Origin of the sequence: Acutalibacter intestini, assembly GCF_034334985.1 — a bacterium.
In the GTDB taxonomy this organism is placed as follows: Bacteria; Bacillota; Clostridia; order Oscillospirales; family Acutalibacteraceae; genus Acutalibacter; species Acutalibacter intestini.
Window position 1 is genome coordinate 97,507 of sequence record NZ_JAWXXL010000006.1, and the last position, 24,004, is coordinate 121,510.

Genomic DNA, 24,004 nt, shown 5'->3' on the forward strand with positions numbered 1-24,004 from the left:
GGCGGGTATGAGAATCAGAAAAAAGTATATCATTTGGGTGATTTTAGCTCTGCCGCTTCTGTTTGCCTCTTGTCGGGGTGGTGGGCTGGTGTTCAAGGGCTTCCATAGGGACCAGGATCAAGCGCTTCTGGAGCGTCTTGCGGAGAAATACCCGAATATGACCTTTTGCTGTACAGGTCAAGTGGAGGGCTCTCGCCACACCATAGAGGCTGGGGATGGCACCACCTTCACGGTCTGGACCGCTCCGGGCAGTAAAGGGAGATTTCAGGTAATAGACCATTATTTAGAGGAGTGGTTGGCTGGCCAGGGCTTCTATAGCGACTTGGAAAATGAATTAAGGGAGATGGGGTTTGAATGGGAATATACTAGCTATAATTATTATGATAGACATTTTGAGTATCAATTTGGGGCGTTAGACGACCCAGAACGCTTACTTCAAGCAGTTGAGGTGCTGGACTATACCAAGGAATGTTTCGACCACTTGTATGAAAAGTTTGTAGAGAGCGCGGGCAGTGGAAAATCCCCATTGTTCTATCTAACGGCAGGGTTTACCGTAAAGGGGAAAGAGCACTTCCTCCACGCCCAGATTGCGCCGCCTACCGGCGTCTGGAGTTTCGAATATGACTATGACGACTATGCCCGGTACTTTGACCGATATTTACAGGAAGATGGAGATTCGACTATTATAGAATAAGGAGGAAATTATATGATTTGTCAAGTTTGTGGACAGCGTACCGCCACCACCCACATCAAGACGCTGGTTAACGGCCAGCTGACCGAGGCCCATCTGTGCGCGGAGTGTGCCCAAAAGAAAGGCTACAGCTCCATGCTTAGTAGTTGGAATGGCTTTGGCAGCTTACTGGGGGGATTATTGGGTGAGGTACAACCCCAAGAAATAAAGCGCTGCCCTGGCTGTGGGGCCAGTTTCCGGGAGATCAGTCAGACAGGAAAGATTGGCTGTGCCCAATGTTACAGCACCTTCCGCTCCCAATTACTGCCGGTGATTCAGCGTATTCACGGGGCGGCTCAGCACAAAGGAAAAATGCCAGGCGGCTCGGCTCTACGGGTAGCTGAACCAAACCATCAGCTGGTAGCAGTGGAGGAATCGCCGATGGAAGAAAAGAAGCGTCTGCTAAAAAGGGCGATAGAGGCCCAGGATTTTGAACAGGCCGCGGTACTGCGGGACCAGATAAAGGAGATGGAAAGGAATGGATGAGTTGAAATGGTATGAAAAATCCGGCGAGAACGCCGACATAGTTTGCAGCACAAGAGTCCGGTTGGCTCGCAACCTAAATCGAGAGCCTTTCCCAGCCCAAGCCAATGTGAAGCAGAAAGAGGAAATCGCTCAAAAGATTAGCGGAGCCCTGCTCAACGGCAACAGCGTCCTCTCCCGAGAATTTCACTTTTTGCCTTTGGAACAGCTGTCCCAGGTTCAGGCGGCAGCTCTTGTAGAGCGGCATATTGTCAGCCCGGAATTTATTACGGATCGTCTGGGCAAGGGTGTGCTGGTGTCAGAGGATGAGAGCGTGTCTATCATGATTAATGAGGAGGACCATCTGCGCATTCAAGTGTTGCGGGAAGGGCTGTGCCTAAAGGAAGCCGCCGAGACCGCCGACCGTATTGATACATTGCTTAGTGAAAGTTTGGACTTTGCTTTTGACAAAGAGTTTGGCTACTTGACCCAGTGTCCTACTAACCTGGGGACAGGTATGCGTGCCTCGCTCATGGTCCATTTGCCTGCCCTTCAAGAGGGGGGGGCCATACCCCGGGTAGCCGCGAATCTCTCCAAGTTGGGCTTGACGCTGCGCGGGGCCTACGGCGAGGGTACCCAGGCAGCAGGGGCCATGTACCAGTTGTCTAATCAGATCACCCTGGGGCTTAGTGAGAATCAGGCCATTGAGAATTTAGCGGCTATTGCTGGACAGCTGATGGGGGAAGAGAAAAAAATTCGTCAGGGAATGTGTGAAAACATTGCCTGGCAGGACAAGATAACCAGAGCGGCGGGCATCTTGAAAACCGCCCGGCTGCTCTCTACAGGAGAGGCCATGGAGCTGCTCTCCACTGTGAGAATGGGGGTGGCCCAGGGTCTGCTGGCCGGGGTGGATATTGGCGGCCTAAACGGCTTGATGGTGAAAATCCAGCCAGCTATGCTAATGGCCGGAGAAGGAAAAGAGTCGGGAGTGGCCAAGCGCGACCAGCTGAGGGCCAGCCTGCTGCGGACGGCACTGGAGGGTTTATGTGTGGCGGGTTGCTGAACAGGCAGGCTTCCTGGCAAAAGCCGCCGCTGCCTGTGAAAAAGAGGCGCACTGGCATTTACCCAAGGAGGTAAGAAGTGTCGAAACAGCCGAACGGCGGAGGCAGTACACCGCCTGCGCCGGACTACTGGATTCCGGCAGATTGCCCCAGCCCAGTTGGAAGCGCTAAAGTGGTTGCAGCCTATGGTGGAGAGCCCGAGCATGGCCCGGCTGATTTGGGACGACGGTGGTGTGGCACTGGATCACGGACGTAATCGCTCTGCCACAGTGCCAAGCCCAGGGCCTGGAGCAGGAAATGGCCACGGAGATACGGGATTTTCTTCGGGACCAGCTGCGGCCCGGGTTTGGTAGCCAGGTGGACGTGCGGTCCGGGGCCAGACAAGAGGCGCTTTACGCCGGGGGGCAGCTTTCTACCCAGGAGCGGCAGGCCTGCCCATGCAGTTGTGCCTTACCGATCAAATTGAGATAACAGATGCCCTGTTCAAACAATGCGAATACAAGGAGTGAATTAGTATGTACCGTTTTACAGGCTTTACCGAAAAGGCAAACAAAGCCCTGAATCTGGCGGTGGAGTCCGCCCAGGAGCTGGGCCATGACTATATTGGTAGCGAACACATCATGCTGGGCCTTTTAAAGGAGGGCAGCGGCGTAGCCTATACCGTACTGAACAAGCTGGGCATAACAGCGGAAGGGTATGAAAAGCTCTTACAGGAGCGCATCGGCTATGGGGCAAAGACCAGCCTGACCCCTGAGCAGTTTACCCCCCGGACTAAGCAGGTCTTGCAGATTGCGGCCATGGCTGGGAAAAGTATGAATAACAAATATGTGGGCACCGAGCACCTGCTGCTGGCTATTCTACAGGACGAGAGTTGCTATGCGGTACGTTTTTTGAAGATCATGGGGGTAGAACCCGACCGAGTGCTGCGGGAGCTAAGCTCTGCGGTAAGCGGCGCGGCCTTTTCTGGAGGAGGAGAGCCCAGCAACAAGAAGAGCAGCGGCGCTTTGGAGCAGTTTGGCCGGGACTTAACTGAGCTGGCAGCCCAAGGGAAGATCGACCCGGTGATTGGCCGGGCGGAGGAGATCCAGCGGGTGATACAGATTCTGTCTCGACGCACCAAGAATAATCCTGTGCTCATTGGAGAGCCCGGTGTGGGCAAAACCGCTGTGGCAGAGGGTTTGGCTCTGAAGATCCGCACGGGTGACGTGCCGGAGACTTTAAAAAATAAGCGCCTAGTGGCCCTGGACCTAACCGGCATGGTAGCCGGAGCCAAGTATCGGGGCGACTTTGAGGAACGCATCAAGGCTGCCATTGATGAGGTGAAAAAAGATGGCAACGTGATTTTGTTTATCGATGAGCTACACACCATCATTGGCGCGGGCTCGGCAGAGGGCTCGGCGGACGCGGCCAATATCCTTAAACCGGCTCTGGCCCGGGGAGATTTTCAGGTCATTGGGGCCACCACCATCAACGAGTACCGCAAGCACATCGAGAAGGACGCCGCCCTGGAGCGCCGCTTTCAGCCGGTGAGCGTGGGGGAACCCACCCAAGAAGAGGCGGTGCAGATTTTACAGGGGTTGAAAGACCGCTATGAAGCCCACCATAAGGTGAAGATTACAGATGAATCTATCGATACGGCCGTGAAGCTTTCCGCCCGGTATATCTCAGACCGATTTTTGCCGGACAAAGCGATTGACCTGGTAGATGAGGCTGCTTCAAGGGTTCGGTTACGCACCTTTACCGCGCCAGGCGGCTTGCAGGAATTGGAACAGAAGATAAAGGACTTGGAAGCCGATAAAGCCGCAGCGGTAAATTCCCAGGATTTTGAGCAGGCCGCGGCCCTGCGGGACCAGCAAAAAGAGCTGCAAGAACAGCTGGAAAAGGCCCGAGATGACTGGGCGGCGAAAAACGAGCGGAGCAATAGTGTAGTTACCCCGGAAGACATAGCGGACATTGTCTCCATGTGGACCGGAGTGCCGGTGGCCCAGCTGACAGAGGAAGAGAGCCAGCGCCTACTGCGCCTGGAGGAAATCCTGCATCACCGGGTAATTGGCCAGGAAGAGGCGGTTACTGCCATTGCTAAAGCCATCCGCCGGGGGCGGGTGGGACTTAAGGATGTGAACCGGCCCATTGGCTCATTCATCTTCCTGGGGCCCACTGGCGTGGGTAAGACCGAGCTATGCAAGGCCCTGGCAGAGGCAATGTTTGGCGACGAAAAGTCTATGGTACGATTTGATATGTCCGAGTATATGGAAAAGCACACGGTATCCCGGCTGGTGGGGTCTCCTCCTGGATATGTGGGATTCGACGAGGGCGGCCAGCTTACTGAAGCGGTGCGGCGCAAACCCTACTCAGTGGTGCTTTTTGACGAGATTGAGAAAGCCCACCCAGACGTGTTTAACATCTTGCTGCAAATTTTGGAGGACGGTCGGGTTACTGATTCTCAGGGTAAGACGGTGGACTTTAAGAACACGGTGATTATCATGACCTCCAATGTAGGGGCCCGGTTGATTACTGAGAAACAGAGCAGTTTGGGATTTTCTCAAGGGTCCAGCCGGGAACGGGACTTTGAGAAGATTAAGGAGCTGGTGATGGGGGAGCTGAAAAACCTGTTCAAGCCGGAGTTTCTCAACCGGGTGGATGACATCATCGTGTTCCAAAAGCTGACCCGAGAAGATACTGGGAAGATTGCCGAAAAGATGTTGGAGGACCTAAAGGCAAAGCTTAGCGGCATGGGGGTGGAAGTGAATTTTACCCCGACGGCAGTAGAGGCTGTAGCGGCCCAGGGGTTTGACGAAGCATATGGCGCGCGTCCCCTAAGGCGGGTTATCCAGAGCAAGATTGAGGACCTAGCTTCAGAGGAGTTATTGGAGGGAAAGCTAGTGGCCGGAAAGGCCTATCGGTGTGATTTTCAAGGGGAACAGTTCATGTTTAGCGCAGTATAATACGAAAAAGGGCCTTTCTTAAAAGGCCCTTTTTCGTATTTGCATATATTCTAGTTGAATTTTGTGCAGATAAGCTTTTCGCTTGGTTCTGGGGAGTAGAGAAACTCATCCATATGGCTGCCATTGAAAAAATATTCTGGCGGAGTGGGACGGACCGGCGCACTGTCAAAAGTTTCTATAATAATCAGTTTGATTTTCATGCGCGAAGGAAGCACGCTTTTGATAAAAACACTGGCTTGCTGGCCGGGAAAAATATTTTCTTTCAGCTCTGCCAGACCGGCTAGATTGGGAGCTAGCTCCACAAATACGCCATAGTTCTCCACACTGCGGATGATGCCCCCCACGGTTTCACCAGCTTGAAACCGGGCGGCATTTTCCTGCCAGGTCCCCAGCAGTTCTTTGTGGGTCAAGGTGATCCGTCCGTTTTCACAGCTTTTCACCAGGGTACGGATGTCCATGCCAGTGGCAAAGCGCTCCCGTGGATGCTCAATGCGGGAAATGGAGATGGAGTCAATGGGCAACAGAGAGGAAATGCCGCAGCCTACATCGGCGAACACACCAAAAGGCTCTAAGTGAGTAACCCGGGCACAGACCACATCACCGGGGGAAAGAGCTTCTATGTATTGATCCCGGCATACTTCTTGTGCGGCACGGCGAGAGAGTAGGGCGGTCATCCGGCCCTCCGCATCACGCTGGAAATCCTGTACCAAAAAACATACCGGCCGGTTCACTCGAGATAAGATGGCAATATCCCGTACCGTGCCCTCACGGATGCCCAGAGCGCCTTCTTCCCGCGGGATAATGCCTTTCATGCATTTTAAATCGACCAGCAGATTGTGGCTGCTGTCGCACATTACAGCTCGCGCCTCTAGAATTTTTCCCTCTCGCATAGCTTCCGCCAGAGTGGCAGGGGACTGGACAGCCGCCTGATTTTCTGGAGTATCAATCAAATGGCCTTCGGGGTAAAACCGCATTTTCCACACTTCCCTTTCTATTAACATATTTCGAAGAACCCATAGCATGGGCCTGAGTTTTCTTAAAGAAATATATGAGCAGCACGTCCGGAAAATGACAGAAGAGGAGAAGCGGCTTTCTCGCGAGAAAAAGCTTGCATATTTTGGGCAGTTGCTATACAATAAAAAGGTATTTGAATTCAAGGAGGAATTTTTGTTGAAGAAAAAAATATTTTTTTTGCTGATTTCTGTCTTATCAGCAGCCCTGGTCTTGTCTGCCTGCGGCGGCCAGGGAGAAACAAAAGCTGCCAAGGTACTGGATACCCAGGAAGATCTGGTAGCCATGGACCAGCTGAAGCCAGTGAAGAACAGCCAGAAAATTGGCTATCAGCTGGAAATGCCCGAAAAGGGGGAAGAAATTGCTGTGATCACCATGAAAACCGGCGAGGTGCTGAAGATTCGCTTTTTCCCGGATCAAGCCCCCAAAGCGGTGTATAACTTCAAGCTTCATGCAATGAACGGATACTATGATGGACTAACGTTCCACCGGGTCATTGAGAATTTTATGCTTCAGGGAGGCAGCCCAGATGGTACTGGTACCGACGGGGAAAGTGTGTGGGGTCAAGACTTTGAGGATGAGTTTGCAGAGAATTTAATGAATTTGGATGGCGCTCTATCCATGGCCAACGCAGGCCCTGCGACCAATGGCAGCCAGTTCTTTATTAATTGTACCAATACCCCAACGGCGGACAGTACTTGGTCCTATTATGAGGACATGTTCCAGCAGTATCAGGACCTTAGCGACGAGGAAAAGGCCACTGTGGATGCCAACCAGAGTATTAAAGTAATAGACATGGACAAGGTAAGCGATGACTATAAGAACCTGTATAACACCCATGGGGGCAATGTGCATTTGGACGGTTCCTATGGCACCAATGGCCGAGGGCACACGGTATTTGGACAGGTGTTTGAGGGAATGGACAATGTGTACAAGCTTTCTCAGGTAGAAACCGACCCCAATAATAATAAGCCGTTGGAAGATATAGTGATCGAAAAGGTGGAAATTGTCGTCTACCAATAATGTGCCAATAGAACCTATATAAAAAGACCCGCCAAAGACGGCGGGTCTTTTTGTTAGTGCGGACAGTTAGATTATAGATGCAAATTATGCTTGCAACAGTGTTTCCAGATTTTCTTTTATAGCCAACAGGAATTCTTCTGTATTCACCCGGCGAATATCTGGTAGGGTAGACATAGAGGCTAGGTCGCCCGTCATAACACCGCTTTCAATGGTATCAATGGTAGCCTTTTCCAGCTTATGGGCAAATTCCACTAGGCGGGCGTTGCCGTCTAGCTGGCCACGCTTAGCCAATGCGCCGGTCCAGGCAAAGAGAGTTGCCACGGAGTTGGTAGAGGTGGGCTCTCCCTTTAGATGCTTATAATAATGGCGGGTTACAGTACCATGGGCGGCCTCATACTCACAGGTGCCATCTGGGGCCACCAGTACCGAAGTCATCATACCCAGGCTGCCAAAGGCTGTTGCCACCATATCGCTCATTACATCGCCGTCATAGTTCTTACAGGCCCAAATAAATCCGCCCTCGCTACGGACTACTCGGGCTACCGCATCATCGATAAGGGTGTAGAAATACTCAATGCCGGCCTGGGCGAACTTATTTGCATATTCTTTGTCATAAATTTCTTGGAAAATATCCTTAAACCGGTGGTCATATTTCTTGGAAATGGTATCCTTAGTGGAAAACCACAGGTCCTGCCGGGTGTCTAAGGCGAAGTTAAAGCAGGAGCGGGCAAAGCTCTCAATACTTTTGTCAACATTGAACTGTCCCTGAAATACCCCGGGCCCGTTGTCGAACTGGTGCACAAGAAGTTTCTGCTGGTTGCCTTCGGCGTCGGTCACCAGCAGCTCGGCCTTGGCCCCTGCGGGCACAGTGGTTTCCGTATTCTTATAAATGTCTCCATAGGCGTGGCGTGCAATGGTAATGGGCTTATGCCAGCTGGGAATATAGGGGGTGATCCCCTTGACCAGGATAGGCGCGCGAAACACAGTACCGTCCAAAATGGCGCGAATGGTGCCATTGGGCGACTTCCACATTTCTTTTAGGTTATACTCTTTCACCCGAGCGGCATTGGGCGTAATGGTAGCGCACTTTACCGCCACACCGTACTTTTTGGTGGCATTGGCCGAGTCTACGGTGACCTGGTCGTTGGTCTTGTCCCGATTAGGCAGGCCCAGGTCATAATATTCCAGATTTAGGTTGATGTAGGGAGCCAGCAATTGATCTTTGATCATCTGCCAGATTACCCGGGTCATCTCGTCGCCATCCATTTCCACCAGAGGTGTTTTCATGGAGATTTTGTCAAAATTCATAAGGCTCTCCTTTTCTATTTGCATATTTTTTGGTGAGTAGGAGCAGAGGGACTATTTGCACATTATTTACTTTCCTGCTTGGTATAGTTTAGTAGGCCGCCTGCTAAGACCATCTCTCGCTGGCGCTGGGTTAGAACAGCTTTCAGTTTGAACTGCAAATTTTTTGTCTCATTGATAAGGGTCACCTGGCCGTCCTGTGCAATTTCCTTTTGCACCTGGGGCAAATTCAGTTGGTCCATCTGGTCAATACGGTCATAGTCCGCTTCGTCGATAAATTGCAGGGGAATGATGCCTGTATTGGCCAAATTAGCTGCATGAATGCGGGCATAGCTTTTGGCGATCACGGCCTTGATCCCCAGATACAGGGGCACCAGCGCCGCATGCTCCCGGGAAGAACCCTGCCCATAGTTGTGTCCGGCAATCACTATGCCGCCGTCCGCTTCTTTGCAGCGGTTGGAAAACTCTTTGTCACACACTGCGAAACAGAACTGTGACAGGTAGGGAATATTGGAGCGGTAGGGCAAAATTTTAGATCCTGCGGGCATAATGTGGTCTGTTGTGATGTTGTCTCCCACTTTTAGCACAGCCTTGCGGGTAAACCCCTCCTCCAGAGGGCCGGCAATGGGCAAAGGCTTGATATTGGGTCCGCGCTGGACCTCCACGGTCTCCATGAGAGCCTCCTCAATGGGGGGAACAATGAGATTATCGTTGATGAGGAAGTGTTCCGGCATCGTGATTTCTACCGGAGCTTCCAGGGTTCTGGGATCAGTAAAGACTCCAGTAATAGCCGAGACAGCGGCCACTTCCGGGCTGACCAGGTATACCTTTGCGTCAGCAGTGCCGGAGCGGCCCTCAAAATTCCGGTTAAAGGTGCGCAGAGAAATGCCCGCGGAGTTGGGAGACTGTCCCATGCCAATGCAGGGCCCGCAGGCGCACTCTAAAATGCGGGCTCCAGCGGAGATCATGTCGGCCAGGGCCCCGTTGGCGGCCAACATATTGTACACTTGTTTACTGCCGCAACCTACAGTTAGGCTTACATCAGGGTGGACCGTTTTGCCTTTAAGAATAGCGGCTACCCGCATCATGTCCAGATAAGAGGAATTGGTACAGGAACCAATGCAGCACTGGTCAATTTTCATACCAGCCAGCTCTCGCACAGGCTTAACGGCATCGGGACTATGGGGGCAGGCGGCCAAAGGCTCTAGGGCAGAGAGATCAAGCTGAATTATCTCGTCATACACTGCATCCGGGTCGCTTTGTAGTTCTACCCATTGATTCCCCCGGTCCTGAGCCTCTAAAAAGCCTTTAGTCACCTGATCTGAGGGGAAAATAGAGGTGGTTGCGCCCAGCTCAGCGCCCATATTGGTGATGGTGGCCCGCTCGGGTACAGAAAGAGTCTCAATACCGGGGCCGCCATACTCGATGATCTTGCCCACGCCGCCCTTAACGCTGAGCTTTTGCAGCACTGCCAAAATCACGTCTTTGGCAGAGACCCAAGGGGAAAGCCTGCCGGTCAGCTCCACTTTGGTCATGGTGGGCATATTGATGTGGTACTCGCCGCCGCCCATAGCCACAGCCACGTCCATGCCGCCTGCGCCAAAGGCCAGCATACCAATGCCGCCACCGGTAGGGGTGTGGCTGTCTGAGCCAATCAAGGTTTTGCCAGGAGCACCAAAACGCTCCAGGTGCAGCTGATGGCAGATGCCGTTGCCAGGGCGGGAGAAGTAGATACCGTGTTTTTTGGCCACTGTCTGAATATAGCGGTGGTCGTCGGCGTTTTCAAAGCCGCTTTGTAGAGTGTTGTGGTCAATGTAAGCCACGCTGCGCTCTGTTTTGACCCGGGGTACGCCCATGGACTCAAACTCCAGATACGCCATGGTGCCCGTAGCGTCCTGAGTCAAGGTTTGGTCAATGTGCAGGCCGATGTCCTGACCGGGCTCCATAATGCCGCTGACTAGATGGCTTTCGATGATTTTTTGCGCGATGGTCTTTCCCATTTGCAGGATCCTTTCTTTTGTGTGAACTGAGATAAATTTATTTATTAAGTGAGAATTGGCTTGCCTCTTCTATCCACCCCAGCAGCTCCTGGTCCACCTCTTCTGGAGAGGCCACCGTCACATGGTGGGTCCAGCGGTTCGGGTAGGGCTCTGCCACCGCATCGACGCGGGGAGAGTATAGCCGGTACCCCAGCCCAAAGCTGACCGTAAGCCAGACCGCCGGCTGCATAGGGCAGTGGCAATTCCTCGGCCTTGATGACCCTTATGTACATACAGTCGGTCCAGATAGCCTGTCTCATCCATATCCCCAAAGCCAATTAGCGCGCCGTCCTCCTCCGCAACCAGGGTGTAGTGGGCCAGGAAGGAACAGTCCCACGCAGCCAAGTCTATAGAGCCATCAGCCCAGGCGTCTAGCTGCTGGGGGGTGTAGTCCCGGGCGTTTACGGTATGTACCGTCTCATAAAAGAGCTGGGCGATAGCTGGGCAGTCTCCAGTGCGGTAAGGATGTATCAGCATGGCTCTCTCCTCCGGAATGGTTTTTTCGAATCTCTATCAGTGCCGGTCAGCCCTCCAAGAAGCCGGGGGCTGCCTTCCGGGCAAATATATCGCCATAATCAAAGAGTGTCATGGACAGTTTTTGTTAGAAAAACGCAAAGTATTTCAACCCCCAAATAAATAAAAACATGGTTCCAATGGATAGCACCGAGCTGAATACCACCAGCTGTCCGGCCAGTTGGTCATCTCCGCCCATTTGCTGAGCCATGGTGAAGGAGGACACGGCCACTGGCGAGCCGAATAAGGCTAGCAACACAGCCAATTCTGCCCCTTGAAAGCCCATGAGTATAGCGGTTCCCAGGGCTGCCGCTGGATATAGCAGCAGCTTGACAGCTAACGTGAGAACTAAAGGCCGGGCACAGCGGCCAGTCTCGCCAAAATTCAGTGACGCGCCCAGCACCACAAAGGCCAGAGGCGTAGCAATACCGGCCAGGCTGGAGGCAGTGGAATAGATAGCCTTTGGCAGCGCCAGCTGAAAATAATTGCAGAGAATACCGGCGGCGGAGGCTAAAATCAGTGGGTTGGTGAGAATTCCTATCAGAACCCGCCAAAGGTTTGGGCGCTGGCCGTTGAACATCTCTAAAGCCAGAACAGCCAGTACATTGAACATGGGAATGATTACGGCAATGAGCAAAGAAGCGATCCCAGCTGCCTGTGAGCCGAACAATACAGTGCTAAGGGGGATACCATAAAGCACGAAATTGCTGCGGAACATACCTTGCAGCATCACGCCCCGACGGGTATTTTCCTGCTCAGTGAGTAAAACTAAAATAAGCGAAATCAGGAATTCCACCAATACACCCGCCGCGGCAAAAATTATCAGATTCCCTCGAAAGCTGCCGACGATGTCGGAATCGTAGATATTAATAAAGACCAGCAAAGGCAAGAATATTTTAAAAATGACTTTATTCACCTGTCGGGCGGAGCCCTCGTTAAGCAGATGGGTCAAACGGGTCACATAACCCACAGCCATCATCAAAAATAATGGAAGAACGGTATCCAGCGCGATAAAAAGACTTTCCATGAAAGGCCCCCCAACAGGCTATTTATAAAGAGTATACCATATTCATGTTTTTTTGGCAAGCTCTAGGCTTGAATCGAGGGGCGAAATGCTATATAATAGATAAATTACCAAAGCTTATTCTTAGGGGGCAAACATACTGTGGACCAACAGCAGATTCGAGAAATATTAGAAAATGTAAAAAACGGCCGGCAGTCTGTAGAACAGGCGGTGTTACAGCTGAAGCTGGAGCCCTTTAAAGACCTGGGATTTGCCAAGATAGACCGCCACCGGGGGCTGCGCCAGGGAGTGGCGGAGGTTATTTACGGCGCGGGCAAGACGCCGGAGCAGATTCGGGATATTGCCGCCTCGATGCGGGCGGATGGAGAGCGCGCGGTGCTGATTACCCGTATGAGCCAGGAGGCGGCCCAGACGGTGGGGGAAGCCCTGCCCCTGCGGTACGAACCCTTGGGTCAGGTGGGGATTGTGGGGGAGATGCCAGAACCTACCGGCGCGGGGGAAATTGTGGTGGCTACCGGAGGTACCAGCGATATGCCGGTGGCAGAGGAAGCTGCCCTGACCGCCCAGGTGCTGGGGAACCGGGTGGTGCGCCTGTATGATGTGGGGGTGGCTGGACTGCACCGAACCCTCTCTCATCTGGAGGAAATCATGAGCGCCCGGGTGATCATTGCCATAGCGGGAATGGAAGGCGCTCTGGCCAGCGTCATTGGGGGCTTGGCGGATTGTCCGGTGATTGCGGTTCCTACCAGTGTGGGATATGGAGCGTCTTTTGGAGGGCTTTCGGCGCTGCTCTCTATGCTGAATTCCTGCGCCAGTGGAGTGAGTGTGGTGAATATTGACAATGGCTTTGGCGCCGGGTACCTGGCCAGTATGATCAATCATATCAGCTGATTTTTAAGCGGATGAATATAAAAATGTGTATCGGGTAGAAAGGGAGTGTAAAGGTGTATTTAGAACGAACAACAGAACGGCTTATCTTACAGCCGTTTAGGGATGTGTTCCTTGAAGCTTATTTTAGGGAATTTACGGAGGAGATCACACGGTATCAATACCCCGATGTTTTTCCCAGCCTGGAAGCCGCGAATGAAGTCCTTTCTGGATTTGTGCAGGAAATGGAACAGGGAAATATGCTGGAGCTGGTGGTCCTTGCCAAAAACGGGGAATTTCTTGGTAGTATGGAAGTATTTGGAATCAGGGAAAAGACCCCGGAAATTGGGCTATGGCTAAAGAGCTCCGCCCAGGGGAAGGGCTATGGGTATGAGGCGCTAAGAGAAATGCTGGACTACCTGGGTCAGACACAAAAGTATGAGTATATTATTTATGAAGCCGACCTGCGCAATACACCCAGTATCCGTTTGGCGGAAAGATTTCATTATGAAAAGGGAGAGAATGAGAGAATAACCACGGATTCTGGAAAAGAACTGACAATGCAGATATACCGTCTTTTTCCTTCACCGGCAGGGAAAAGTGGTATGAAAGAAGAAAATTTTAATGGATAGAAAGGACAAAACACAATGCGAACCCTTTATATTGAATGTAATATGGGTGCGGCCGGGGACATGCTGACCGCCGCCCTTTTAGAACTCCATCCAGATCAGGAGAACTTCCTTCGCCGTTTAAACGCACTGGAACTGCCTGGCGTGCAGGTTAGCGCGGTTCCATCGGTGAAATGTGGGGTGACCGGCACCCATGTTACGGTAACAGTCCACGGGGAGGAGGAACAGAGTCATGATGTGACAAACAATGCGCCTTTTGGTCATAATCATACACATTCCCATGAGCATGCGCATGAACATCATCATAGCCATGATCACCCTCATGAGCATTCCCATAGCCACCATCATTCCGGGATGCATGACATTGAGCATATTGTCTCCCACCTGGATTTGCCGGAAAAGGTCCGGGCGGATGTGTTGGCCGTCTATCAGCTGATCGCCCAGGCGGAAAGCCACGCTCATGGTGCGCCAGTGGAGCAGATTCATTTTCACGAGGTAGGAACGCTGGACGCGGTGGCCGATGTGACGGCAGTCTGTATGCTGATGAACGAGCTGGCTCCCCAGCAGGTGGTGTGCTCGCCCATCCATGTGGGCAGCGGCCAGGTGCGCTGCGCCCATGGCATTCTGCCAGTGCCCGCCCCGGCCACAGCCTATCTTTTGCGGAATGTTCCCACCTATGGCGGCCAGGTGCAGGGAGAACTATGCACACCCACCGGCGCGGCGCTCTTAAAGCATTTTGTTACTCGTTTTGGGCCTGCGCCTGTAATGCGGGTAGAGAAAACCGGCTACGGCATGGGGTCAAAAGACTTTGAGGCAATGAACGCGGTGAGAGCCATGTTGGGGGAAACAGAGGAAGTTTCTGGCCAGGTGGCGGAGCTTAGCTGTAACTTGGACGATATGACCCCCGAGAGCGTGGCGTTTGCCGCCGAAGAGTTGTTGCGGGCAGGAGCCCTGGATGTGTGGACCACATCCATTGGTATGAAAAAAGGCCGTCCCGGCGTAATGCTTACCTGCCTATGCCGCCTGGAAGACCGAGAAAAAATGCTAAGCCTTGTGTTTCTGCACACCAGCACCCTTGGGGTAAGGGAAGCGGTTCGAAATCGCTATACATTAGATCGTGGAGCGAACACCCTCCATACGGAATTTGGAGAGGTGCAGGTCAAAAAATCTAGTGGCTGGGGTGTTTTCCGGGAAAAGATTGAGTACGAGGATCTGGCCCGTATTGCCCGGGAGCGGGGCGTCGCTCTGGAGCAGGCACGCAAAGAAGTGGAGCAAAGGCAATAATTTATCACAATCCGTTGGCCCTTCACGCGCTCATGATCTTGGGATGCAAAAGGCAGCTGGACCTGGACAGAAATTTTTTCCAGCAAGGAGAGAGAATAAAACCGCCGCCGAAGGAAATCCTGGACTGTAAACGCGAAAAGGGAGCTGACGCATATGATAGAGCAGGATACCATCCGGCTGCTGCGGGAATGTGACGCGGGAATTAAGATGGGCGTAACAGCCATTGGTCAGGTGGAGGACTATGTCCATAGTAAAGGACTAGGGCAGTGCCTAAAAGAGAGCAAACAGGCCCACGAAAAGCTGGAGGAAGAGATGGAGAGCCTTTTGAACCAGTATCATGACGAGGGCAAGGAGCCCGGAGCCATGGCAAAAGGTATGTCCTGGGTAAAGACCAACGCCAAGCTGACCCTGGACGATTCGGATGCCGCCATTGCGGATCTTATTACAGACGGCTGTAACATGGGGGTCAAGGGACTTTGCCGGTATCTGAACCAATATAAGGCGGCGGACACGCGCTCGAAAGACCTGACCAAACGGCTGGTTCGGCTGGAGGAGCGGCTAGCTGTGGAAATGAGAACTTATTTGTAGAGAATCGTTGGAGCTGCCGCCCAGGTGGAGGATTTTTCTATCTGGGGCGGCACTTTTTTCGTGGCACATTCTTAACAGGCGGGAGCCCTGAGATTGATTATGACTCTTGGTATAATGCTTGCAGAGTAAGCTGTCTCTTAGGGCTTGTTTGAAACATCGAAAACGCCGTCTTATTGGTCAGAAGCGGCCCCTTTCTGTGTCAAACATCCTCGCCAATGGGAGTTCTTCTCCTTAAAAGGGGACCTCTTCTAGCCCTTAATCCGTCATTCTCTCAATTTTTAAGCAAGGCCTAATCATGACAGGAAAAACATAGTGCATAGACGAGGTACCCAGAGAAGCAGCGGTTACATTCCACTCTCTAGAAATGATCAAACAGTCTTTGGACTTCTGGGCAGACAATATTATAACAAAGGACAAGCCCACAAGATATGGAAAGAACAATCATTTTACATATGCGGAACAGCCAACCGTTATCGGACAAGGCTCTTCCTACTGCATGAGATTTATATCTTTGCAAGACTGGAGTGCTTTTATAATAAAAAAGGGAGGCGTCGCCGCTTCCCTTTTTGTCATTTACCGGTTCCGAAACTCCTCCAGATCAATGGCCCTGCCTCCCGCCAGCCGGGATTCCTCCGCGGCCAGGGCAATGTAGTGGCTCTCCATGGAATTTGCCAGGGTGGTGGTGCGCGGGGTGGGCGGGGCCCCCTCAATCAGCATTTTCAGGAAGTCCTCCACAATGCCGCTGTCTCCGCCGCCGTGGCCCTTTAGGTCTTTGCTGATAGCCTTTAGGTCAATGACCTCTTCGTCCTGGCCAAACACCCGCACCTTGATGCGGTTGCTTTTCATATCGGCCTCTATCTCGCCCAGGGTGCCCATGGCTTTAAAGTAGCGGTAACAGTCCTGGGTAAAGGCGCACATGGTAAAGCTGATGGTGGTCCCGTCCTCCATCAGCAGGTTGGTCTGCTGGTGGTCCACCACATTGTTGTCACAGTGGAACACGCACCGGCCGTACTGGCCGTCTTTTAGGGCGGCATAGGTACTCTCCAGGGTGTTGTCCACGCTGAGGATAGAACTGATCCAGTTGCTGCCTCCGGCCAGGCCGGTCTTTTTGCTGGTGATGTAGATTTTCTCCGCGTCGAAAATACAGCTGTCCTTTACCTTGCAGCCCCCCAGGCAGTAGGGGGTAGAGCCCGCCGGGGCGCACTCCTCCTTAAACAGGTGAATGCCCCCCACCGACGACACGCTCTTACACTTTTTGCCCACCAGCCAGGTGAGAATGTCCATATCATGACAGGACTTTTGCAGAATCATGGGGCTGGTCTCATGGCTGTTCCGCCAGTTTCCCCGGACAAAGGAGTGGGCCTGGTGCCAGTAGGCCACGTTTTCGTTGGCACAGATACTGACCACCTCGCCGATTTTGCCGCTGTCCATGATCTCCTTGAGCTTATTAAAAAACATGGTGTACCGCAGCACATGGCATAAAATTACATGCTGGTCCGGGTGGCGGGCAGCGGCCTCCAGCACTTCCCGGCATTTGTGAAGGTCCGGGGAGATGGGTTTTTCCATCAGCACATGGTAGCCCTTCTCCAGGGCGGGAATAGCGTGGTCCACGTGCTGCCGGTCCATGGTAGAGACCACCATTACGTCGGCCAATTTCTCCTTTGCAAGCATTTCTTCTCCGCTAGCAAAGCAGTTTTCTTCAGGAATGTTGTAGAGCTCCTTGGCTTTTTGGACTTTGGCGGGATTCAGGTCGGCCACGGCCACCACTTTCATCCGCGCGGGGAACAGCTCTTGCATCCCTGCATAGGTGCTGCCCCGGTCGCCAAAGCCGCAGATGGCGAAGGTAATAGGTGCGTTCATAGTGAAATCCTCTTAAAATAATATAATTTATAGGCTCCCTCTGGCTTCTTCCCAGTCCACCAAAAGGTTATACCGTTCTGTAATAAATTTTAGAACCACTAGGGCTTGTTTGAAAATAGAGGAAACGACGAATTTTTGGCCAGAAGGGGACAATTTCAAGGAGAAAACCGCAAGGCAATCTGGCGATTGACGAGGATTTTCGACGTAGAAAGTGGCCTCTTATGGCAAAAAAGACGACGTTTTCGATTTTTCAAACAAGCCCTAGTCCAGGGGCGTCGTGGCCGCTGAAATGCTGGCCCATGCCGGGATACCACATTTCTTTTTTTACAGCCAGGTCTGTGACCACCTGGATTTTGCCAATGAGAGTGATGTTGTACTCTTCAGAACTAACGCAGACACTGGCCTTGTCGCTGTGAGCGATACGGTCCGTCTTGGAACTTCCCCCGGTGCAGAAAGTAAGCCAGCGGATTCCGTCGGCCTGAGAGATAGAAATGGTGCTGGCAACAGGGTAGCCGTCGGGGCCGGTTAATGCCAGGACGCAGTGGCCTTTGTTCCCGCCGCCGCATTTTTGCCGGATGATGTCTCTGGCCCGTTGTATCAGCTTATCGTCCATCCTTGCCTCCCTGTATGTTGATTATGGTACGAAACGATACCCATACCCAAGCCCTGCGGCCGCCCAGTACAACACAGCCAGGTGAGCGGGGTAGTAGGCGTAGAAGAAATACTGGCCAAGCTTGCCACACCGGCCCTTTTGCCCATTGTACAGGGCCAGTACGGCCACGGCCAGTAGGGCGCACAGTAGCTGTAGGGACTGTCTAATGAGGATGTCGGCCGCGAAGTCGAAGCTGTGCTGTAACAAGGGCTGAAACAGGTACAGCATCAGAATCATCCCGCTAAGCGCCGCCAGCTTGCCCTTTTTGGTGGGGAAGAGGTAGGGCGTCAGCACAAATAAAATGCCCATGGCGCCGTAGTCCGCGTGGAACCTTTCCCCCAGGAACATCAGAGCCAAAATGGGGAAAACAGCCAGCCAGACCTTCCCCTTCGCCTTAAAAAAGTCCACCGAAAAACAGGCCAAGGCCCCATACAGCAGGGTGAACAGCACATTGGTAGGAGCCAGGCGTAGATGATACGCTCCTGTGCCTAATGCGTACTGGAAGGGAACTTCTGCAATAACCGCAAAAATCAGCAGTCGCAAGAGAAAATTTCTTTTATTTTTCGTGTATGTACAGCCCTGTGCTATGCCGAAAGCGTACAGGGGAAAGGCCACGCGCCCCAGGGGCTCCACCAGAATCAGCAGATAGTAGCTAACAGCCATATCCATGCCGAAAAGCTCTGTCAGCATGGGCTGCACCGTGAAAATCTTCAAAAAGTGGTCCAGGGTCATAGAGATCACGGCAATGATTTTAACGGCCCTCCAGGTCATGAGTTCCTCCTTTCTGGAGATTATCCTCCCAGGCGAAATAGTGGGAAACATTGCGGGTGCAGGGACGCCAGTTCCTGCCGCTGGGGTGTGGGGGCGAAGAGCCCTTATGGTCTTTCCGTAGGCGGCCTCCGGCGGCTTAGGGACATTGCCCCTAACAACCCCGCCACCTTTAAAAAAGTGGACGAAACTTTTTCTGTTTGATGCCGGGGCCGGCGTTAATAAGCCCGGCCGATATCCTTTCGGTACACAGCCCCCTCAAAGTGAATTTTCTCTACAGCGGCGTAGGATGTTTCCAGGGCCTGGTCCAGGCTGGCTCCCATGGCCGTGACCCCCAGCACCCGGCCTCCGTTGGTGTAGAACTTGCCGTTCTCGTACTTGGTGCCCGCGTGAATCACCGTGACCCCCGGGGCCTGGCCATTTTCGTCCAGGCCGGCAATTTCCTTGCCCTTTTCGTAGCTGCCCGGGTAGCCGCCGCTGGCCAAGATGACGCAGGCGCAGGCCTCCTCAGACCACTCCAGCTCCAGCTGGCCCAGGCGCTCCTCTGCCACAGCCAGCACCACCTGGGCAAAGTCGGTTTTCAGCCGGGGCAGCACCACCTGGGTCTCTGGGTCGCCAAAGCGGCAATTGTACTCAATGACCTTGGGCCCCTGGGGAGTAAGCATCAGCCCAAAGTACAGGCAGCCCTTAAAGGGCCGGCCCTCGGCGTTCATAGCCGCCATGGTGGGCAGAAAGATTTTTTCCATGCACTCCGCCGCTACCGCATCGGTATAGAAGGGGTTAGGGCTAATGGTGCCCATGCCGCCGGTGTTGGGTCCCTGATTGCCGTCTGAAATGCGCTTGTGGTCCATGGAAGAGACCATGGGGTACAGGGTTTTGCCGTCGGTAAAGGCCAGCACACTGACCTCTGGCCCGGTGAGGAAGTCCTCCACCACCACCCGGCTTCCGGAGTCGCCGAAAATCTTCTCCTCCATCAGGCTGTGCAGGGCGGTGGCGGCTTCCTCCCCATTTTGGGCGATGATGACCCCCTTGCCCACAGCCAGTCCGTCGGCCTTGACCACCACCGGGTAGCTGCCCCGCTCTTTAATATAGGTCAGAGCAGCGGCAGGATCGTCGAATACGGCATACCCTGCGGTGGGAATGCCGTACTTTTTCATAAGACCTTTGGAGAACACCTTGCTGCTTTCAATCTGGGCGGCCTGGGCGTTGGGGCCGAAGCAGGGGAAGCCGGCAGCTTCCAGGGCGTCCACCATGCCCGCGCCCAGGGGATCATCCGGGGCCACAAACACTAGATCTACGTCCTTTTCCCGGGCCAAAGCCACCATGCCGGCCTGGTCCATAGCATTTACGTTACAGCACTCCGCATCCCGAGAGATGCCGCCGTTGCCAGGGGCACAGTACAGCCGGTTCACCAGGGGGCTTTCCCGCAGCTTGCGTACAATGGTGTGCTCCCGGCCACCGCTGCCGATCACTAAAATATCCATGCTGCCATCATCCTTTATGTAAGAAATTTTTTGCTAGTAGGGAGAAGGGGCCACAGCGCGTGTTCCTACAGATACTTCAAAATTTGGGTCAGTTCTGTAACGCTCAGGTCTGCGTTGCAGGATGTTGCGCCGGGCTGAGCCAGGTGGATAGTCTGCCACCCGGCATTTTTTGCCCCGGCAATGTCTGCCGCGGGGTTATCGCCCACCATCCAAATCAGAGAGGGAAACCGGGCCTCTCCTTCGGCCAAGCGGAAAATAGCCGGATCAGGCTTTACAGCTCCCACCACACTGGAAACTACCACGCCGGAAAAATAGGGCCGCAGGTGCAGGGCCGCCAACATTTGCTCCAGCTCGGGGTAGTTGTTTGAAAGAATGTAGTTCCGCCATCCCTTGTAGGCGCAGACCGCCAGGGTAGAGGCGGCGTCTGGCCGCACTCGGTAATTGTCGGGGTCTAGGGCTACCTCCCGTACCCGGCGGGCGGCGTCCTGGGCCTCTGGGGCGGGCACCCCCAAGTTTTGATAAGCTGCGGCGAAGCGCCGGAAGAGCTCCTCCCAAAAGGCCTGGCCGGTGCGGGTGGGGTCGCCGTCTGGATGCCAGGGAAAGCCGCTTTTTAAAAAGGGCCCCAACTTTTCTTCGTTAATGCCGTATTTTTTGGCCAGGGGGCCCAGAGCCGTAACCAGGCAGAAGCGCCAAGTGGGTTCGCCAAAGGTCAGAGTGCCGTCAAAATCCCAAAAGATTGCTTTTCGTATAGGCCTGTCCTCCTCTTGGTATGCTTAATAATCATAAAGCATTTCACACGAATTGTTTGATTACATGACTGATAGCTTGCGGGGCGGTCCCGCAACTTGAAAATGGTTTTCCAGTTCATCGACTATATCCATTTGAATTTAGGGATTATCTAAAACGTTGGGAAGATCAAGACCATATCGTTTAACAACTTGGCTCAAGCCCTCCAAAAGTTCTTCCCGGGTAAAGTCCTGGGCTGCCAGCTCCTCATCAGTCAGGACGTTGGCCTGCCGGTAAAAATCCATGGCTGTGACAAAAATGCTTTTGTCCTCTGGGTCCAGGCGTTCAAACAGCAGATCCTCAGCTTTACCCAGCCGCCCCTGGCGCAGCAGGGCGCTAAGCCGCCCGGCCAGTTCCTCAGTACCCTGCTGATGAAACTCGTCTGGGAGCGCAGAGTCCTGGGGGCTTTCTCTCAAAAATAACCGCAGAACCATAGAGACTGTCATTTCAATTTGCCGCATAAGCCAGTCCTGCTGAATAAACACTTGTAAAGCCCCCTTTTATCCAGTGAAACGCATCACAAACATTGCGGTTAATGGTGGAACAGCCGGATGCCTGTAAAAGCCATAGCTATGCCGTACTTGTCGCAGACCTCAATGACGTTGTCATCTCGAATGGATCCCCCGGGCTGGGCGATGAACTGCACCCCACTTTTGTGGGCTCGTTCGATGTTGTCCCCAAAGGGGAAAAAAGCGTCACTGCCCAGGGCCACACCGCTCATACCGTCCAGCCAGGCCCTGCGCTCTTCTCGGGTAAAAACCTCGGGCTGCTGGGTAAAGAAGTTCTGCCACTGGCCGTCGGCCAGCACATCCATGCACTCGTCAGAGATGTATACGTCAATGGTGTTGTCCCGGTCTGGGCGGCGGATGTCCGGCTTAAAGGGCAGGCCCAGCACCTTGGGGCATTGGCGGAGATACCAGTTGTCGGCCTTGTTTCCGGCCAAACGAGTGCAGTGGACCCGGCTTTGCTGGCCGGCGCCTACGCCGATAGCCTGTCCGTTCTTCACGTAGCAGACGGAGTTGGACTGGGTATATTTCAGGGTGATCAGCGAGACGATCAGGTCCCGTTTCGCCTCTTCGGTGAGGGTCTTGTTGGCGGTGGGCAGGTCTTTGAGCAGGGCCCCGTCGATTTTCAGTTCGTTGCGGCCCTGCTCAAAGGTGATGCCGAATACGTCCTTGTGCTCCACCGGGGCGGGCACGTAGCTTTCGTCGATCTGCACCACGTTGTAGCCGCCCTTTCGCTTGGTCTTGAGGATGGCCAAAGCCTCGTCAGTATAGCCGGGGGCAATGATGCCGTCGGAGACTTCCCGGGCCAGCAGGGCGGCAGTCTCCTTGTCGCAGATGTCCGAAAGAGCCGCCCAGTCGCCATAAGAGGACATGCGGTCCGCTCCCCGGGCGGCTGCGTAGGCGCTGGCCATGGGGGAGAGCTCCAGATCATCCACAAAGTAGATTTTCTTTAGGGTGTCGGAGAGAGGCACGTACACCGCGGCCCCGGCGGGGCTGACATGCTTAAAAGAGGCGGCGGCGGGCAGGCCGGTGGCCTGTTTTAGCTCCCGGACCAGTTGCCAGCTGTTGAAAGCGTCCAAAAAATTGATATAGCCGGGCTTGCCATTGAGCACAGTGACAGGAAGCTGGCCGTCCTCCTTCATAAAGATGCGGGAGGGTTTTTGGTTGGGGTTGCAGCCATATTTGAGCAAGAGTTCATTTGCCATGCTGATAGCTCCTTTACTGATTTTTGTTAAGAATACGGGTCTGTGCCTGACCGCTGGCCAAATGGATGTACCGCACAAAAAGGGAAATTTTGTTGTCCGGATTCAGGCTGTCCCATAGTTCATTGGTAAAGCTGTCTATGTCGCCGCTAATGGCCACGGGCTTTGGCTCCCCCACAAAAGAGGGCACCACGGGGGCTCCATCGCACTTGTAGGTGTGGATAAAGTGTCCCAAACCGGGTAGGGAATCGTACTCGAAGAACTGGCGCTGGGTGGCGGCGGGATCGCCGTCTGTGCTCTTTAGGATGGAGAGCTTGTAGGCAAAGTCCCCTTCCTTCCACTCCAGGATTCCGGAGATCCGGGGAGTATAAAGAGGCGGGTCCGGCTCAAAGGTGCGGGTACGCAGAGCGCGGACAAAGCATCCGCCGGGGGTGCTTTGCGCCTCTGTAGAGAGCAGGTTGTAGATGGTGTCGGTCTGGTCGCCGTTGGTGACAATCATCCCCCCGGGGAACATACGCACCGGGAAATAGATGACCAAAGACGGGTCGGTAAGCAGGGCGGGGTCGTGGGCCTGGGTACGCAGGTTTTCGCCCTCGGCCACAAACACCCGGTTACGGCTGTTGACGCTGCGCCCCATGATAAAGTACGCGGCCACGGCGCACTGGCCGTCTTGGCTTTTGCCAATGACAATGCCTCGGCCGGGGTAGGCGTTGCTTTTTAGGTCCTCGAAAATATTAATTGGTTTCATGCAGCGGGCTCCTTTCATAAGTTGTTTCTCTCAATTCAATACAAGCAGTATATTTCAGGGCGTTCCCGGGAAACGGCGTCCTAAGGGTAGATCCCGGTGGCAAATTCTTTGCTCAGTGCAAGGACCTGTTCCTCTGCCCAGACGCGCACGCCGCCCCAGATAGTCATGATGTGATCTTCCGCCAGTTCTTCAAAGCTTCCGGTGAAAAAGATCCCCCGGACGTAATCTCCCGCAGGAACAGTAAAGCTGGCAAGGCCCTCTATCTGGCCGGGCTGTGTGAGCTGGCATCCCACAATGTAGTCGCAGTTGGCAGCGGCTGCAATTTCCACAGTGGGCTGAACCTGGCTGTGGATTGTTTCCAGAACATCCCTGTGAAAAATATCCCATAACATCCCAAAACTTTCTGGACCGCAAGGCAAATGGGCGGTTTAGCAGGTTGAGCCCAGTCAATATGTATAAGCGCGTCAAAATGGAACCGTTCCACTTTGGCGTCTTTTGTTTTCACGCTCTTTGACCT

The 24,004-nt window shown here is 53.5% G+C and carries 25 protein-coding genes; 10 read left to right on the forward strand and 15 right to left on the reverse strand.

Annotated elements, in window-relative coordinates:
• The first annotated feature begins 7 nt into the window (after positions 1 to 7).
• The 5 genes from U8U68_RS06975 (at position 8) to U8U68_RS06995 (ending at position 5,198) form a co-directional block, all read left to right on the forward strand.
• Positions 8 to 694, forward strand: a complete 687-nt coding sequence (locus tag U8U68_RS06975; RefSeq protein ID WP_322200113.1) for a hypothetical protein — start codon at positions 8 to 10, stop codon at positions 692 to 694.
• Positions 695 to 706: 12 nt separating this feature from the next.
• Entirely contained in the window at positions 707 to 1,216 is a 510-nt protein-coding gene (locus U8U68_RS06980; protein ID WP_322200114.1) for a UvrB/UvrC motif-containing protein, read from the forward strand.
• Positions 1,209 to 2,255, forward strand: a complete 1,047-nt coding sequence (locus U8U68_RS06985) for a protein arginine kinase (RefSeq protein ID WP_322200115.1) — start codon at positions 1,209 to 1,211, stop codon at positions 2,253 to 2,255. Before U8U68_RS06980 ends, U8U68_RS06985 begins: the two co-directional genes overlap by 8 nt.
• A 229-nt stretch (positions 2,256 to 2,484) precedes the next feature.
• Positions 2,485 to 2,724 (forward strand): hypothetical protein, encoded by a 240-nt coding sequence (locus U8U68_RS06990; RefSeq protein WP_322200116.1) that lies wholly within the window; start codon positions 2,485 to 2,487, stop codon positions 2,722 to 2,724.
• 44 nt (positions 2,725 to 2,768) lie between these two features.
• The gene (locus tag U8U68_RS06995; RefSeq protein ID WP_322200117.1) at positions 2,769 to 5,198 is read left to right on the forward strand and encodes an ATP-dependent Clp protease ATP-binding subunit; all 2,430 of its coding nucleotides are present in this window, start codon (positions 2,769 to 2,771) and stop codon (positions 5,196 to 5,198) included.
• Between the two features lie 50 nt (positions 5,199 to 5,248).
• On the opposite strand, the gene U8U68_RS07000 is transcribed toward U8U68_RS06995, so the two are convergent.
• Positions 5,249 to 6,172 (reverse strand): S1 RNA-binding domain-containing protein, encoded by a 924-nt coding sequence (locus tag U8U68_RS07000; protein WP_322200118.1) that lies wholly within the window; start codon positions 6,170 to 6,172, stop codon positions 5,249 to 5,251.
• 196 nt (positions 6,173 to 6,368) lie between these two features.
• Here U8U68_RS07000 and U8U68_RS07005 point away from each other — a divergent pair, with 196 nt between their 5' ends.
• Positions 6,369 to 7,232, forward strand: a complete 864-nt coding sequence (locus U8U68_RS07005) for a peptidylprolyl isomerase (RefSeq protein ID WP_322200119.1) — start codon at positions 6,369 to 6,371, stop codon at positions 7,230 to 7,232.
• A gap of 84 nt (positions 7,233 to 7,316) precedes the next feature.
• Here the strand turns inward: U8U68_RS07005 and U8U68_RS07010 are convergent, their stop codons facing one another.
• The 5 genes from U8U68_RS07010 to U8U68_RS07025 form a co-directional block, all read right to left on the reverse strand.
• Positions 7,317 to 8,540 carry an NADP-dependent isocitrate dehydrogenase gene (locus tag U8U68_RS07010; protein ID WP_322200120.1) on the reverse strand — a complete coding sequence of 408 codons (1,224 nt, stop codon included), beginning with the start codon at positions 8,538 to 8,540 and terminating at the stop codon, positions 7,317 to 7,319.
• Positions 8,541 to 8,602: 62 nt separating this feature from the next.
• The gene (locus tag U8U68_RS07015; RefSeq protein WP_322200121.1) at positions 8,603 to 10,537 is read right to left on the reverse strand and encodes an aconitate hydratase; all 1,935 of its coding nucleotides are present in this window, start codon (positions 10,535 to 10,537) and stop codon (positions 8,603 to 8,605) included.
• Between the two features lie 37 nt (positions 10,538 to 10,574).
• A complete protein-coding gene (locus U8U68_RS22215; RefSeq protein ID WP_331679109.1) occupies positions 10,575 to 10,694 on the reverse strand; it encodes a DUF5655 domain-containing protein in 120 nt (39 codons plus the stop codon).
• Positions 10,655 to 11,053 carry a GNAT family N-acetyltransferase gene (locus U8U68_RS07020; RefSeq protein WP_322200122.1) on the reverse strand — a complete coding sequence of 133 codons (399 nt, stop codon included), beginning with the start codon at positions 11,051 to 11,053 and terminating at the stop codon, positions 10,655 to 10,657. Before U8U68_RS07020 ends, U8U68_RS22215 begins: the two co-directional genes overlap by 40 nt.
• Positions 11,054 to 11,177: 124 nt before the next feature.
• Complete coding sequence (locus U8U68_RS07025) at positions 11,178 to 12,116, reverse strand: AEC family transporter (protein WP_322200123.1); 939 nt, start codon at positions 12,114 to 12,116, stop codon at positions 11,178 to 11,180.
• Between the two features lie 138 nt (positions 12,117 to 12,254).
• Here U8U68_RS07025 and larB point away from each other — a divergent pair, with 138 nt between their 5' ends.
• From larB to U8U68_RS07045, 4 genes are all read left to right on the forward strand, one after another.
• Positions 12,255 to 13,004 carry a nickel pincer cofactor biosynthesis protein LarB gene (larB, locus tag U8U68_RS07030; protein ID WP_322200124.1) on the forward strand — a complete coding sequence of 250 codons (750 nt, stop codon included), beginning with the start codon at positions 12,255 to 12,257 and terminating at the stop codon, positions 13,002 to 13,004.
• Positions 13,005 to 13,057: 53 nt separating this feature from the next.
• Positions 13,058 to 13,612, forward strand: coding sequence for a GNAT family N-acetyltransferase (locus U8U68_RS07035; RefSeq protein WP_322200125.1), 555 nt, complete (start codon positions 13,058 to 13,060; stop codon positions 13,610 to 13,612).
• A gap of 15 nt (positions 13,613 to 13,627) precedes the next feature.
• Complete coding sequence (larC, locus tag U8U68_RS07040) at positions 13,628 to 14,893, forward strand: nickel pincer cofactor biosynthesis protein LarC (RefSeq protein ID WP_322200126.1); 1,266 nt, start codon at positions 13,628 to 13,630, stop codon at positions 14,891 to 14,893.
• A 153-nt stretch (positions 14,894 to 15,046) separates the two neighbouring features.
• Positions 15,047 to 15,481, forward strand: coding sequence for a hypothetical protein (locus U8U68_RS07045; protein WP_322200127.1), 435 nt, complete (start codon positions 15,047 to 15,049; stop codon positions 15,479 to 15,481).
• 573 nt (positions 15,482 to 16,054) lie between these two features.
• Here the strand turns inward: U8U68_RS07045 and U8U68_RS07050 are convergent.
• From U8U68_RS07050 to U8U68_RS07090, 9 genes are all read right to left on the reverse strand, one after another.
• Entirely contained in the window at positions 16,055 to 17,341 is a 1,287-nt protein-coding gene (locus tag U8U68_RS07050; RefSeq protein ID WP_322200128.1) for a Gfo/Idh/MocA family protein, read from the reverse strand.
• 250 nt (positions 17,342 to 17,591) lie between these two features.
• Positions 17,592 to 17,954 (reverse strand): pyridoxamine 5'-phosphate oxidase family protein, encoded by a 363-nt coding sequence (locus tag U8U68_RS07055; RefSeq protein WP_322200129.1) that lies wholly within the window; start codon positions 17,952 to 17,954, stop codon positions 17,592 to 17,594.
• A 21-nt stretch (positions 17,955 to 17,975) separates the two neighbouring features.
• Positions 17,976 to 18,764, reverse strand: coding sequence for a TraX family protein (locus tag U8U68_RS07060; protein ID WP_322200130.1), 789 nt, complete (start codon positions 18,762 to 18,764; stop codon positions 17,976 to 17,978).
• A gap of 215 nt (positions 18,765 to 18,979) precedes the next feature.
• On the reverse strand, positions 18,980 to 20,245 hold the full coding sequence (gene purD / locus U8U68_RS07065; protein ID WP_322200131.1) for a phosphoribosylamine--glycine ligase: 1,266 nt from the start codon (positions 20,243 to 20,245) through the stop codon (positions 18,980 to 18,982).
• Between the two features lie 65 nt (positions 20,246 to 20,310).
• On the reverse strand, positions 20,311 to 20,994 hold the full coding sequence (locus U8U68_RS07070) for an HAD family hydrolase (RefSeq protein WP_322200205.1): 684 nt from the start codon (positions 20,992 to 20,994) through the stop codon (positions 20,311 to 20,313).
• A 138-nt stretch (positions 20,995 to 21,132) separates the two neighbouring features.
• On the reverse strand, positions 21,133 to 21,516 hold the full coding sequence (locus tag U8U68_RS07075; protein WP_322200132.1) for a DUF6483 family protein: 384 nt from the start codon (positions 21,514 to 21,516) through the stop codon (positions 21,133 to 21,135).
• A gap of 47 nt (positions 21,517 to 21,563) precedes the next feature.
• Positions 21,564 to 22,742, reverse strand: a complete 1,179-nt coding sequence (locus U8U68_RS07080; RefSeq protein ID WP_322200133.1) for a phosphoribosylaminoimidazolecarboxamide formyltransferase — start codon at positions 22,740 to 22,742, stop codon at positions 21,564 to 21,566.
• Between the two features lie 13 nt (positions 22,743 to 22,755).
• Complete coding sequence (locus U8U68_RS07085; protein ID WP_322200134.1) at positions 22,756 to 23,487, reverse strand: IMP cyclohydrolase; 732 nt, start codon at positions 23,485 to 23,487, stop codon at positions 22,756 to 22,758.
• 80 nt (positions 23,488 to 23,567) lie between these two features.
• Positions 23,568 to 23,879 (reverse strand): hypothetical protein, encoded by a 312-nt coding sequence (locus U8U68_RS07090; RefSeq protein ID WP_322200135.1) that lies wholly within the window; start codon positions 23,877 to 23,879, stop codon positions 23,568 to 23,570.
• Positions 23,880 to 24,004 lie beyond the last annotated feature (125 nt).

Coding starts and splice junctions, on each gene's coding strand:
- U8U68_RS06975 (WP_322200113.1), top strand. CDS start 8: ATGAGAATCAGAAAAAAGTATATCATTTGGGTGATTTTAGCTCTGCCG.
- U8U68_RS07045 (WP_322200127.1), top strand. CDS start 15,047: ATGATAGAGCAGGATACCATCCGGCTGCTGCGGGAATGTGACGCGGGA.
- U8U68_RS07060 (WP_322200130.1), bottom strand. CDS start 18,764: ATGACCTGGAGGGCCGTTAAAATCATTGCCGTGATCTCTATGACCCTG.
- U8U68_RS06995 (WP_322200117.1), top strand. CDS start 2,769: ATGTACCGTTTTACAGGCTTTACCGAAAAGGCAAACAAAGCCCTGAAT.
- U8U68_RS07025 (WP_322200123.1), bottom strand. CDS start 12,116: ATGGAAAGTCTTTTTATCGCGCTGGATACCGTTCTTCCATTATTTTTG.
- U8U68_RS07020 (WP_322200122.1), bottom strand. CDS start 11,053: ATGCTGATACATCCTTACCGCACTGGAGACTGCCCAGCTATCGCCCAG.
- purD (WP_322200131.1), bottom strand. CDS start 20,245: ATGGATATTTTAGTGATCGGCAGCGGTGGCCGGGAGCACACCATTGTA.
- U8U68_RS07090 (WP_322200135.1), bottom strand. CDS start 23,879: ATGTTATGGGATATTTTTCACAGGGATGTTCTGGAAACAATCCACAGC.
- U8U68_RS07080 (WP_322200133.1), bottom strand. CDS start 22,742: ATGGCAAATGAACTCTTGCTCAAATATGGCTGCAACCCCAACCAAAAA.
- U8U68_RS06985 (WP_322200115.1), top strand. CDS start 1,209: ATGGATGAGTTGAAATGGTATGAAAAATCCGGCGAGAACGCCGACATA.
- larC (WP_322200126.1), top strand. CDS start 13,628: ATGCGAACCCTTTATATTGAATGTAATATGGGTGCGGCCGGGGACATG.
- U8U68_RS07000 (WP_322200118.1), bottom strand. CDS start 6,172: ATGCGGTTTTACCCCGAAGGCCATTTGATTGATACTCCAGAAAATCAG.
- U8U68_RS07050 (WP_322200128.1), bottom strand. CDS start 17,341: ATGAACGCACCTATTACCTTCGCCATCTGCGGCTTTGGCGACCGGGGC.
- U8U68_RS07055 (WP_322200129.1), bottom strand. CDS start 17,954: ATGGACGATAAGCTGATACAACGGGCCAGAGACATCATCCGGCAAAAA.
- U8U68_RS07010 (WP_322200120.1), bottom strand. CDS start 8,540: ATGAATTTTGACAAAATCTCCATGAAAACACCTCTGGTGGAAATGGAT.
- U8U68_RS06980 (WP_322200114.1), top strand. CDS start 707: ATGATTTGTCAAGTTTGTGGACAGCGTACCGCCACCACCCACATCAAG.
- U8U68_RS07085 (WP_322200134.1), bottom strand. CDS start 23,487: ATGAAACCAATTAATATTTTCGAGGACCTAAAAAGCAACGCCTACCCC.
- U8U68_RS07015 (WP_322200121.1), bottom strand. CDS start 10,537: ATGGGAAAGACCATCGCGCAAAAAATCATCGAAAGCCATCTAGTCAGC.